The organism is Streptococcus sp. 1001283B150225_161107_H12, from assembly GCF_015552665.1.
GTDB lineage: Bacteria > Bacillota > Bacilli > Lactobacillales > Streptococcaceae > Streptococcus.
Window position 1 is genome coordinate 75,357 of the sequence record NZ_JADNFC010000006.1, and the last position, 12,782, is coordinate 88,138.

11 protein-coding genes are annotated in these 12,782 nt (G+C 44.7%); all 11 read left to right on the forward strand.

The window, feature by feature from the left end:
* The first annotated feature begins 287 nt into the window (after nucleotides 1-287).
* Entirely contained in the window at nucleotides 288-1,280 is a 993-nt protein-coding gene (gene asnA, locus I2C87_RS08650) for an aspartate--ammonia ligase (protein WP_048692049.1), read from the forward strand.
* Nucleotides 1,281-1,470: 190 nt separating this feature from the next.
* Nucleotides 1,471-2,745, forward strand: a complete 1,275-nt coding sequence (gene hisS / locus I2C87_RS08655; RefSeq protein WP_129270518.1) for a histidine--tRNA ligase — start codon at nucleotides 1,471-1,473, stop codon at nucleotides 2,743-2,745.
* A gap of 157 nt (nucleotides 2,746-2,902) precedes the next feature.
* On the forward strand, nucleotides 2,903-4,684 hold the full coding sequence (locus tag I2C87_RS08660; protein WP_129822762.1) for an MFS transporter: 1,782 nt from the start codon (nucleotides 2,903-2,905) through the stop codon (nucleotides 4,682-4,684).
* A gap of 125 nt (nucleotides 4,685-4,809) precedes the next feature.
* A complete protein-coding gene (nrdD, locus tag I2C87_RS08665; RefSeq protein WP_195324650.1) occupies nucleotides 4,810-7,020 on the forward strand; it encodes an anaerobic ribonucleoside-triphosphate reductase in 2,211 nt (736 codons plus the stop codon).
* 12 nt (nucleotides 7,021-7,032) lie between these two features.
* Nucleotides 7,033-7,173, forward strand: coding sequence for a hypothetical protein (locus I2C87_RS08670; RefSeq protein ID WP_129822760.1), 141 nt, complete (start codon nucleotides 7,033-7,035; stop codon nucleotides 7,171-7,173).
* A 45-nt stretch (nucleotides 7,174-7,218) separates the two neighbouring features.
* Nucleotides 7,219-7,719, forward strand: a complete 501-nt coding sequence (locus tag I2C87_RS08675) for a GNAT family N-acetyltransferase (protein ID WP_048716276.1) — start codon at nucleotides 7,219-7,221, stop codon at nucleotides 7,717-7,719.
* Nucleotides 7,720-7,728: 9 nt separating this feature from the next.
* Complete coding sequence (locus tag I2C87_RS08680; RefSeq protein WP_129822759.1) at nucleotides 7,729-8,247, forward strand: GNAT family N-acetyltransferase; 519 nt, start codon at nucleotides 7,729-7,731, stop codon at nucleotides 8,245-8,247.
* On the forward strand, nucleotides 8,244-8,834 hold the full coding sequence (nrdG, locus tag I2C87_RS08685; protein WP_195324652.1) for an anaerobic ribonucleoside-triphosphate reductase activating protein: 591 nt from the start codon (nucleotides 8,244-8,246) through the stop codon (nucleotides 8,832-8,834). The genes I2C87_RS08680 and nrdG overlap by 4 nt, the downstream gene beginning before the upstream one ends.
* A gap of 195 nt (nucleotides 8,835-9,029) precedes the next feature.
* On the forward strand, nucleotides 9,030-10,514 hold the full coding sequence (thrC, locus tag I2C87_RS08690) for a threonine synthase (protein WP_195324654.1): 1,485 nt from the start codon (nucleotides 9,030-9,032) through the stop codon (nucleotides 10,512-10,514).
* 122 nt (nucleotides 10,515-10,636) lie between these two features.
* The gene (locus tag I2C87_RS08695; RefSeq protein ID WP_129822756.1) at nucleotides 10,637-11,920 is read left to right on the forward strand and encodes an MATE family efflux transporter; all 1,284 of its coding nucleotides are present in this window, start codon (nucleotides 10,637-10,639) and stop codon (nucleotides 11,918-11,920) included.
* A gap of 5 nt (nucleotides 11,921-11,925) precedes the next feature.
* Nucleotides 11,926-12,549 (forward strand): HAD-IA family hydrolase, encoded by a 624-nt coding sequence (locus tag I2C87_RS08700; RefSeq protein WP_195324656.1) that lies wholly within the window; start codon nucleotides 11,926-11,928, stop codon nucleotides 12,547-12,549.
* The last annotated feature ends 233 nt before the right edge of the window (nucleotides 12,550-12,782 follow it).

Genomic DNA, 12,782 nt, shown 5'->3' on the forward strand with positions numbered 1-12,782 from the left:
CGACAGGTTACTCGGTTGTTAGTTATGGTGTTGTTAAGAATAAAATCCTCCCTTTGTTCAAACAATCATAAAATTGTTTTCTTAGATAGATTGTAGCACAAAAAGCACCTTATTTCAACAGTATAACTTTGATTGTTAAAATAAAAATGAGTATAAAATAGATAGGTTAAATAGCTGAAAGGAGAGGGTCTTGAAACAGCTTTCAAAACCCCTTTTTGAAGCAGTAGGTATTGCTTTTTCTCTAAAAAAGCGTATAATCAAATTCATACTATTTAAAGGGAGTCTCTATGAAGAAGAGTTTTATTCATCAGCAAGAAGAAATTTCATTTGTAAAAACAACATTTACTCAATATTTGAAAGACAAACTAGAAGTCGTTGAGGTTCAAGGTCCAATCTTGAGCAAGGTAGGAGATGGGATGCAGGACAACCTATCCGGTGTGGAAAACCCTGTCTCTGTAAAGGTCTTACAAATTCCCAATGAGACCTATGAAGTGGTTCATTCCCTTGCAAAATGGAAGCGTCATACCTTGGCGCGATTTGGCTTTGGGGAAGGGGAAGGTCTCTTCGTCCATATGAAGGCCCTTCGTCCAGATGAAGATTCGCTGGATGCGACCCACTCAGTTTATGTCGACCAATGGGACTGGGAAAAGGTCATTCCAAATGGGAGCCGTAACCTAGCCTACTTGAAGGAAACAGTTGAAAAAATCTACAAGGCCATTCGTCTAACAGAGTTGGCAGTTGAAGCTCGCTATGATATTGAATCGATCCTGCCGAAGCAAATCACCTTTATCCACACAGAAGAGTTGGTAGAGCGTTATCCTGACTTGACGCCGAAAGAGCGGGAAAATGCCATCACCAAAGAATATGGAGCTGTCTTTTTGATTGGGATTGGTGGCGTCTTATCAGATGGTAAACCGCACGATGGACGGGCACCAGACTATGACGACTGGACAACAGAAACTGAAAATGGCTACAAGGGCTTAAACGGGGATATCCTTGTTTGGAACGATAACTTAGGGGCGGCATTCGAATTATCTTCTATGGGGATTCGGGTTGATGAAGACACCCTCAAGCGCCAGGTTGCTATTACAGGAGATCAAGATCGTTTAGAATTGGAATGGCACCGCGCGCTCTTGAATGGACTCTTTCCACTAACTATCGGAGGTGGGATTGGTCAATCGCGGATGGCTATGTTCTTGCTTCGTAAGAAACATATCGGAGAAGTCCAAACCAGCGTCTGGCCGCAGGAAGTTCGCGAACAATATGAAAATATCTTATAAGATAGTTGAAAGAAAGAAACGAAAGAAATCGAGCCTTGCATGTGATGCGGGCTCGATTTTTATGGGGCTGGAGAAGTTCCCTTTTTCTATTCCTGATGGGCTTGTAGGCTGATTTTATCGCTTGAGCGCTGTCACGAACTAGAAATTATGATAAAATAAATAGTACAAAGCAAGCAAAGGAGTGGTGTCTATGAAATTACAAAAACCAAAAGGAACCCAAGATATCCTGCCACAGGAATCCGCTAAGTGGCAATATGTAGAAGGATTTGCTCGCGAAACCTTTAAAAAATACAATTACGCAGAGATCCGCACACCTATTTTTGAACATTACGAGGTGATTAGTCGTTCGGTAGGGGATACAACGGATATCGTGACCAAGGAGATGTACGACTTCTATGATAAGGGTGATCGTCATATCACTTTGCGTCCGGAAGGGACAGCACCAGTGGTCCGCTCCTATGTTGAAAATAAACTCTTTGCACCAGAGGTTCAAAAACCAAGCAAGGTCTATTATATTGGGCCCATGTTCCGTTATGAGCGTCCTCAGGCTGGCCGTTTGCGTCAATTCCACCAGATTGGTGTAGAGTGTTTTGGATCTAGCAATCCAGCCACAGACGTCGAGACGATTGCCATGGCTGACCAATTCTTCAAAGAGATTGGCATTGAAAATGTCGTCCTCCACTTGAATACCCTAGGTAGCACAGCCAGTCGGGCAGCTTATCGCCAAGCTTTGATCGACTATCTCCTTCCAATGAAGGACCAACTTTCAAAAGATAGTCAACGTCGTCTAGAAGAAAATCCGCTCCGCGTCTTGGACTCAAAAGAAAAAGAAGACAAGCAAGCGGTTGAGAATGCTCCATCTATCCTAGACTACTTGGACGAAGAAAGCCAGGCACACTTTGATGCCGTACGGGCTATGCTAGACGGTCTCGGAATTGACTATGTCATCGATACCAATATGGTACGTGGCCTAGACTACTACAATCACACTATTTTTGAGTTCGTGACAGAAGTAGATGGGAATGAGTTGACCGTTTGTGCGGGAGGTCGTTACGATGGCTTGGTAGAATATTTTGGTGGACCAGCAACACCAGGTTTTGGTTTTGGGATGGGACTTGAGCGTCTCTTGTTGATCCTCGATAAACAAGGAGTTGAGCTTCCTGTTGAGACGTCATTGGATGTCTACATTGCTGTGTTGGGTTCAGAAGCAGAAGTAGCTGCCTTGGAATTGGTTCAGGCCCTTCGTCGTCAAGGCTTCATCGCAGAACGTGATTACCTAGGCCGTAAGTTGAAGGCTCAGTTCAAGTCAGCTGACGTCTTTGGGGCCAAAACTATCATTGCCTTAGGTGGTAGCGAGGTTGAAAGTGGGCAAATCACCGTCAAAAACAACCAGACTCGCCAGGAAATGACCACGTCCATCGAAGAAGTAAAAAAAGATTTTCAGACTATTTTGAATCAACTATAAAAAGAAAAGACGGATGCCGAGAAGGTGTCAGTCTTTTTGCATGTCCTCTACTTTCTCCTTGTGGAGAAAGCTGACAGCTGGGCCCATTTTTGATATACTAGTAGGGTATGCATGTGCCCTTTAGCACTTGCAATTCTAGTAAAGGAAAAAACACGGTATGAGTGAAAAAGAAAAAGAATCGCATAAACTTGGCTTGAGTGTCGGGTCCAATTTTCAAGATACTCAAGAGCTACGAAAGGTATTGGAACAATCAATTAGCCGGGAAGAAGAAGTTTTGACGGCTAGTCAACCGGTGGAATCAGAGCAGAACCAGGAAGAGAGCCAGGTTGCTGGAGAAGCGGTGGAAACAGAAGCTTCGACCGGAACTCTAAGTCGCCTATCACAATCTGGTCATCGTCGCAAAGAGAAGGTTGAAGCGAGATCGAAAGACCAAGAGGATGTAGAAGAGACATTAGAAGAGCAAGAAGATGAAAAGTCGTTGGGGCGCTATGCCATTAAGCGACCAGTTCCCTTGTCACTACCAATTGCTCTTAGTGTCCTACTTGGGCTGGTCCATGTAGCCCTTCCTTTTATCAACTTACTGGCGACCAATCAGCAAACCCAGGACTTATATGCCGGTTGGGCAATGTCTCAAGGTCAAGTTCCCTATGGTCATTTCTTTGGGGTCAATGGCTTGCTCTACTACGGGATCAGCGGTTTAGGAAGTTTGGTAGGAGGTCAAGTTCTCCTGGTGGTCTTCCAGATTTTAGCCTACTTTTTTGCTGGGACGAGCCTGTATCGGATGGTCAGAAGCTTAGTTGCAAGTGAAAAAATTGCAGGACAAGTCCAGCTGCTCTTCTACCTACTTGCTGGAGTGCTTGGATTTGGCGGCAATTACGCTGTCTTTTATGCCCTACCCTTCCTATTTGGCTCTATGAATTTCATTCTCGCTTATCTAGAGGGTGAGAAAACAGATGAATCCTTTGTCGCTTATGGCGCAGGAGCCTGTTTGGCATTTATGATGGTGCCATGGCTGAGTGTGATTTTTTATCTGCTTGCCTTCCTTGGATTGACAGCCTATCATGTGAAGCAAAAGAAATTTTCCCACGGCTTCTATCAATTCCTTGCTGCCCTCTTGGGATTCTCTCTTCTTTTCTATCCCTTAGGCTACATCACTGTGTGGAACGGCTCCTTTGGGTATGCAATTCATCAGACCTTATATAGTCTCCGCTCCCTCCAGTTTGATGCGGGGCACCTATTTGCCAACCTGGTTTATTACTGTTTATTGCTGTTGACCCTTGGTTTCGCTTCAGCTTTCGTCATGTCTTTCCGAAAAGTATCGACAAGCGGTCAACGTGTGATTCGGTTTATGAGTTGGTTTGGTCTTCTGCTGGTTGCCACTGTTGTGGTTGGGACACCAGAGCAAGGGGCCTATCAGTTCCTTAGCTTCTTGCCTTTTGGTTTCCCTTTGTTCGCTCTTTGGTTTGCGGGAGAAGAGTCCACTTATCAGCGCCGGAAGATGAAGAACAATTCTATCTGGGACCTTTATTTCTCCAGTCAAGCCTTCTTACCGTTTTTGGCAATGGCTTATCTAGTTGGCTATCCAGTTGTGAATCAATTTGTTCTCCAAAACAACCTAGCGAGTGAACGAAGCACCATTGCCCACTATATCAAGAGTCATAGTGATTCCAAGGATACCATCTATGCTTGGGATCAGACGGCCCATCTCTATCAGGAAAGTGGTCGCCTGGCATCTTCGTCCCTCCTAACTCCGACGGCCTATCTAGGTCCGAGGGAAAATCGAACCAATCTGATTAATCAGATTAAGCAAGACAAGCCGAAGTTTATTGTGGTCAATAAGGACCTAGATGTAACGTCTGCTCTGCAAAAAGTTTTAACTAAAAATTATGAAAAAGTGAACCAGAAAGGTTCCCAGTATACCTTGTACCAATATAAATAGACTATCAATATCTTGTGGTTTTGAAATGAAATAACATTTTGTGCCACAAGATATTGATTTTTTATTTTTGAGTGATATAATATGGAGTGAATTCTATTTGTATAAAAAAGAAAGTGGGCGAGCGTATGATAACGTTACGAGAAGAGCATATCCAAAGTCTCCCCCAACTCTTTGTGGAAAAGAGAGATGGGCGGAAGGTCAAGTTTGATGTCGATAAAATTTACCGTGCTTTGGTCAAAGCGACAGAAGAAGTGGCCGGTCTCACTCCAGCCTTGGAAGCGAAATTAGAAACCGTAACAGACCGGATTGTGGCTGAAATTTTGGAACGCTTCCCTCGTGGCGTAAAAATCTACGAGATTCAAAATGTCGTTGAACACGAGTTGCTGCAAGCCAATGAATATGCGATTGCCGAGAGCTATATTACCTATCGCACGCAGCGTGATTTTGAGCGCTCAAAGGCAACGGATATCAACTTTACCATCGGCAAGCTACTCAACAAGGACCAAGCTGTCGTTAATGAAAATGCCAATAAGGACAGCGACGTTTTTAATACCCAGCGCGATTTGACAGCAGGAATTGTCGGCAAGTCTATTGGTCTTAAAATGTTGCCCAAACACGTAGCCAATGCCCACCAAAAAGGGGATATCCACTACCATGATTTGGATTATAGTCCTTACACTCCGATGACCAACTGTTGTTTGATCGATTTTGAAGGCATGCTACGCAATGGTTTTAAGATTGGGAATGCAGAAGTAGAAAGTCCTAAGTCCATCCAAACTGCAACGGCTCAGATCTCGCAAATCATTGCCAATGTAGCCTCTAGCCAGTATGGGGGTTGCTCAGCAGACCGGATCGACGAGGTCTTGGCTCCTTATGCAGAAAAGAATTATCAGAAGCACTTGAAAGATGCAGAGGAGTGGGTTCTCCCTGAAAAACGCGAGGACTATGCTTGGCAGAAAACGAAAAAGGACATCTATGATGCCATGCAGTCCTTGGAGTACGAGATCAATACCCTCTTTACCTCAAATGGGCAAACGCCCTTTACTTCGCTTGGCTTTGGTCTTGGAACCAATCGCTTCGAACGGGAAATTCAAAAGGCCATTCTGGAAATTCGAATCAAGGGACTTGGTTCAGAACACAGGACCGCTATTTTCCCTAAGTTGATTTTCAGTTTAAAAAGAGGCCTCAACTTAGAACCAGGTAGTCCCAACTACGACATCAAGCAGTTGGCCTTGGAATGTGCGACCAAGCGCATGTACCCAGACGTTTTGTCTTATGACAAGATTGTCGAGTTGACGGGTTCCTTCAAGGTGCCCATGGGTTGTCGCTCTTTCCTCCAAGGGTGGAAGGACGAAAATGGCGTTGAAGTCAATTCTGGTCGGATGAACCTAGGGGTTGTGACAGTCAATCTCCCTCGGATTGCCTTGGAGTCAGAAGGGAATAAAGAAAAGTTCTGGGAAATTTTTAATGAACGGATGAACATCGCTGAAGATGCCTTGGTTTACCGGGTGGAACGCACCAAAGAAGCGACACCAGCTAATGCGCCGATTCTCTACCAATATGGGACTTTCGGGAAACGCTTGGGCAAGTACGATCAGGTAGATCAGCTCTTCCGTCATCGCAGAGCAACTGTTTCTCTTGGCTATATCGGACTCTATGAAGTTGCAACCGTCTTTTATGGTCCAAATTGGGAAGCAAATCCAGAAGCCAAACAATTTACAATCGCCATCATCAAGGATATGAAGAAGCGGGTCGAAGAATGGTCCGACCAGTATGGCTACCACTTCTCGATTTATTCGACGCCGTCAGAAAGCTTGACAGATCGCTTCTGTCGCCTGGATACGGAGAAATTTGGTCAGGTTCCGGATATCACAGACAAGGAATATTACACCAATAGTTTCCACTACGATGTTCGCAAGAACCCAACTCCATTTGAGAAACTGGATTTTGAAAAAGTCTATCCAGAAGCAGGGGCCTCCGGTGGCTTTATCCACTATTGCGAGTATCCAGTGCTCCAACAAAATCCAAAAGCCCTAGAGGCGGTTTGGGATTATGCCTATGACCGGGTCGGTTATCTCGGAACCAATACACCGATTGACCGTTGCTACAAGTGTGACTTCGAAGGGGACTTCACACCAACCGAGCGTGGTTTTACTTGCCCAAACTGTGGCAATAGTGATCCCAAGACAGTAGATGTGGTCAAACGGACCTGCGGCTATCTCGGAAATCCTCAAGCTCGCCCCATGGTCAATGGCCGCCATAAGGAAATAGCTGCACGGGTGAAACACATGAATGGCTCCACGATCAAATCAGCTGGACAGCAAGTGACAGATTAGAAAAGGAAGATTATGGGAAAATACCAATTAGACGATAAAGGCAAGGCCCAGGTTCAACGATTCCACGAAAAGCATTCGACAGGTGGAGTCAATAAAAAAGACCGCGTGGCCAGCCTAAGAGAGAAATTTTTAAAAAAGGCTAAGAAAAAATAAAAGTGAGAGTCCGCTCTCGCTTTTCTCGTATGGGGGGAGGTAAAGATGGAACTACGCAGACCGACTCTAGCAGATAAAGAAACTGTATTAGACATGATGGCAGAGTTTGAAGCGAATCAATCAGCTCACGATGGCGGATTTTGGGATGCTGAGAATTTTGTTTATGAAGAGTGGTTGGAAAGTAATCAGAATCATGAAATGGGGATTAATTTGCCTGAAGGGTGGGTGCCTGATATTCAGTTAGTTGCTTTTTCGAGAGATGGACAAGCCGTAGGGTTTCTCAATCTGAGATTGCGTCTTAGTGACTATTTGCTGGAGGTAGGTGGTCATATTGGCTATAGTATCCGTCCCTCTGCGCGTGGGCAAGGATTGGCAAAAGAGCAGCTGCGGCAAGGATTGCAAGTAGCCAAAAGTAAAAATATCAAACGTGCTTTAGTGACTTGTGATAGTGACAATGCTGCCAGTCGAGCAGTGATTCTGACTAATGGCGGAGCTTTAGAGGATGTTCGAGGCGGGAAAGAGCGCTATTGGATTGATTTAGATTGAGGAAAGTTTATGAAGTTACAACGACCAACTTTAGAAGATAAAGACGCGATTTTAGAGATGATTGCTGAGTTCGATGCTGCAAAATCCTATATGCACGGTGGCATGGGCTCCACTTGGAAGCGAGCAAAGGATTTTGCGGATTGGTTGCGAATCGTAGAGCAGCAGGAGGATACTGAGAATCTGCCAGAAGGCTGGGTTCCTACCATTCAATTTTTATCCTTTGATGAGACTGGCTACCCTCTGGGCTTTTTAGCCCTGCGCTTGTCCTTGAATGACAAATTATTTGTAGAGGGTGGTCACATTGGCTATTCCATCCGGCCCAGTCAACGCAGAAAGGGCTTGGCTAAGTTGCAGCTAGAGCTAGGACTAGCAGAGGCTCGAAAACAAGGACTAGAACGAGTGCTGATTACCTGTGATGAAGACAACGAAGCTAGCCGTCGCACGATTCTATCTGCTGGCGGTGTTTACGAAAATACAATCGACAGAAGTCAGCGCTACTGGATAGAGTTAGATGGGGAGGTGTCATGAACAATCCCAAACCTCAAGAATGGAAAAGCGAGGAGCTGAGTAAGGGGCGAATCATTGACTATAAGGCCTTTAACTTTGTGGATGGCGAAGGCGTCCGCAACTCCCTCTATGTCAGTGGCTGTATGTTTCACTGTGAAGGCTGCTATAATGAAGCAACTTGGTCTTTCAACGCTGGCATTCCCTATACCAAAGAGTTAGAAGAACAGATCATGGCTGATCTGGCCCAACCCTATGTTCAGGGCATGACCCTGCTTGGGGGTGAACCTTTTCTCAACACTGGCATCCTGCTGCCCTTGGTCAAGCGGGTGAAAAGAGAGTTGCCTGACAAAGATATCTGGTCTTGGACCGGCTACACCTGGGAAGAAATGATGCTGGAAACACCGGACAAACTGGAGCTGCTTTCGCTGATTGATATTCTGGTGGATGGTCGCTATGATAAGAGCAAACGCAACCTCATGTTGCAGTTTCGTGGCTCTTCCAACCAGCGGATCATCGATGTCCAACAGTCCCTCAAAGAAGGAAAAGTCGTCATCTGGGACAAGCTCAATGATGGCAAGGAATCCTATGAACAAGTGAAAAGAGAGTAGCAAGAGTCGGAGGGCAAATAAATTGATGAAGAGAGGTTTTCGTGGTTTTTCAGTTTGCAAGAAGGGGGCTCTTTTTTCAGACAATTTCATTCTCACTGATAAAATTCAGAAGGATTCATGGTATAATGGAATGGATTGTACGAAAGTTAGAGTGATCCAACTCGTACATTTAAGGAACAGAATGAGGAAATTGACATGACATTAGTTTATCAATCAACGCGTGATGCGAAAAATACCGTAACAGCCAGCCAAGCGATTTTGCAAGGTTTGGCAACAGATGGAGGCTTATTTACTCCAGTTAGCTATCCAAAGGTAGATTTGGATTTTGACACATTGAAAGACGCTTCTTACCAAGAAGTAGCTAAGCTTGTCTTGTCAGCTTTCTTGGATGACTTTACAGCAGAAGAGTTGGACTACTGTATCACCAACGCCTATGACAGCAAGTTTGATACGCCAGCCATTGCTCCTCTTGTGAAACTAGATGGCCAATACAACTTGGAATTGTTCCACGGTTCAACCATTGCCTTCAAGGATATGGCCTTGTCTATCTTGCCTTACTTTATGACAACGGCAGCTAAGAAACACGGCTTGGAAAACAAGATTGTCATCTTGACAGCGACGTCTGGAGATACTGGGAAAGCTGCTATGGCAGGTTTTGCGGATGTTCCAGGTACGGAAATTATCGTCTTTTATCCAAAAGATGGTGTCAGCAAGGTCCAAGAGTTGCAAATGACCACTCAAACGGGTGAAAATACCCATGTCATCGCCATTGATGGAAACTTTGACGATGCCCAAACCAATGTGAAACATATGTTCAATGATGTGGCTCTTCGTGAGAAATTGGCAGCCAACAAGCTTCAGTTCTCATCAGCTAACTCTATGAATATCGGTCGTTTGGTCCCACAGATTGTCTATTATGTTTATGCCTACGCTCAGCTTGTTAAAACTGGCGAAATTAATGCTGGTGACAAGGTTAACTTTACTGTTCCAACAGGAAACTTTGGAAATATCTTAGCTGCCTTTTACGCAAAACAAATCGGCCTACCAGTCGGCAAGTTGATCTGTGCTTCAAATGACAACAATGTCTTGACAGACTTCTTTAAAACTCGTGTCTATGACAAGAAGCGTGAATTCAAGGTAACCACTAGTCCATCTATGGATATCTTAGTATCTTCAAACTTGGAGCGTTTGATTTTCCATCTTTTGGGAAATGATGCGGTTAAGACGGCTGAACTCATGACTGCCTTGAATACGCAAGGTCAGTATGAATTGACAGATTTTGATGAAGAAATCCTTGACCTCTTTGCAGCTGAGTATGCGACGGAAGCGGAAACAGCAGCAGAAATTAAGCGTGTTTATGAGTCAGATTCTTATATTGAGGACCCTCATACAGCGGTTGCTTCAGCAGTTTATAAAAAATACCAAGCAGCGACAGGCGATGCGGCCAAGACCGTAATTGCATCAACAGCTAGTCCTTACAAATTCCCAGTGGTTGCGGTGGAAGCTGTAACAGGGAAATCAGGTTTGAGCGACTTTGAAGCCTTGGCTCAATTACATGAAATCTCAGGTGTAGCCTTGCCACCAGCAGTGGATGGTCTCGAAACTGCTCCAGTTCGTCACAAGACAACTGTTGCAGCAACAGATATGCAGGCTGCAGTTGAAGCCTATTTGGGATTGTAAGTGGGAGTCCCAAAATTAGAAAGCAGAAGTCTCTAGGACTTGACTGAATAAATCTCACAATAGTTCTACAAGCAGAACTCAGTTAGGCAACTAGCTGAGTTTCTTTTCATCAGGAGGAAAGTGTGTCACGTCAACAACAAGTAGATCGACAAATTTTAAGAATTGCCCTTCCAGCCATCGGAGAAAACTTTCTCCAAATGCTCATGGGGATGGTAGATAGCTACTTGGTTGCTCAGTTGGGTTTAGTAGCTGTATCGGGTGTATCCGTTGCAGGCAATATCATTACGATTTACCAAGCTATTTTTATCGCTCTTGGAGCAGCGGTCGTGAGTCTCTTATCTAAAAGTATGGGACAAAAAGATCAGAAAGCCATAGCTCGTCAGGCGACTGAATCTATTAAAGTCACGGTTTTATTAAGTTGTATCTTGGGGGTCTTATCCCTCTGCTTTGGCAAGGAATTGATTGCCCTCTTGGGGGTTGAAGCAGCGGTTGCAGAAGCCGGAGGAATTTATTTATCCCTTGTCGGAGGAAGTATTTTGCTTTTAGGTCTGATGACGACCTTGGGAGCCCTAGTCCGTGTGGCCCATAACCCGCGACTACCCATGTATGTCAGTTTGTTGACCAATGTTTTGAATGCTCTATTATCGAGCATCTTGATCTTTGTTTTTGGGCTGGGCATCGCCGGGGCTGCCTTAGGAACGGTTCTCTCTCGCTTATTAGGGGCTTTCTTGCTCTGGCGTCAGGTTCAACTTCCCTTTGCTCCTTTTCGTTGGGGCTTGGATCGAGACTTGCTCTCCCTTGCTTTGCCTGCTGCTGGTGAGCGCCTCATGATGCGAGCAGGGGATATTGTCATCATTGCTATGGTGGCCGTTTTTGGTACTAGAGCGGTAGCTGGGAATGCTATTGGGGAAGTCTTGACCCAGTTCAACTATATGCCGGTCTTTGGGATTGCGACAGCGACAGTCATGTTGGTCGCCAAAAGTTTGGGACAGAATGATTTACAAGGGATCAAGCAAATCATCAGTAGGAGTTTTTGGATTTCCTTTCTCACCATGCTTCCCCTCGCCCTTACCATCTTCTTGTTTGGAAGTCCTTTGACAGCCCTTTACACTAAGGATCCAGGAGCCCTTGCTGCCTCCTTATCCGTCATTTTGTTCTCTTTACTTGGAACGCCTCTGACAGCTGGGACCGTCATCTATACCGCGGTCTGGCAAGGGTTAGGCAACGCGCGTCTTCCCTTCTATGCGACCACTATCGGCATGTGGGTGATTCGGATTGGCTCAGGTTATCTGATGGGGGTTAGCCTCGGTTGGGGCTTGCCAGGGATTTGGGCTGGTACCCTTTTGGACAATGGATTTCGCTGGATTTTCTTAAAAACACTCTATCATCGGACATGGAAGGAATAAAATGTATGACACGAGCTTTTATTTGGGATTTGGATGGAACTCTTTTGGATTCTTATGAAGCTATTTTAGATGGGATTGCTGAGACTTATGCGCATTACTCTTTGGACTTTGATCGAGAAGCGGTCCATGCCTTTATCCTTCAACAATCCGTCCAGGCACTTCTTGAAGAAGTGGCTAGAGAACATGGTTTGGATGCGGAAGAAATGAATCGTTATCGCGCGTCTAGCCTGCGTGAGAAAAATGCCCAAGTGCATCTGATGTCAGGAGCTAGAGACATTCTAGCTTGGGCCAAAGAGGAAGGGATTGTCCAATTCGTCTATACCCACAAGGGGAAAAATGCTTATCCAATTCTGGAAGATCTAGGGATCTTATCCTATTTCCAAGAGGTTGTCACAACGGACAATGGCTTTCGAAGAAAACCAGATCCAGAAGGAGTCGATTATCTAGTGGATAAGTATCAACTGGATCGGAGTGAGACCTATTATATTGGAGATCGAACATTGGATGTTGATCTGGCAGACAATGCAAGAATCGGGAGTATTAATTTTTTGGATTACAAGCCGGATGTCAATCATGCGATTCGTCATTTGGATGACATTCGCCTCTATTTTGAAGAAGAAAAAAGTTAACTTATTTAACAAAGCTAGGCTTCTTTGTTGCTGGAATGGCGCTATGAAAAGAATCCGTAAACAATTTGTTTTGGAAATGAAATAATTCCTTAAGAAATCTTTAAGATAAATCCGATATAATAAAACCATAAACAAAGACCTCCTAACTTTGTTTATGAAATCCTAAAACTTTTCTTTTTCATAATAATCTCCCTAAAAGGCCACCAAATCCGGTGGTCTTTTACTTTGCTTTT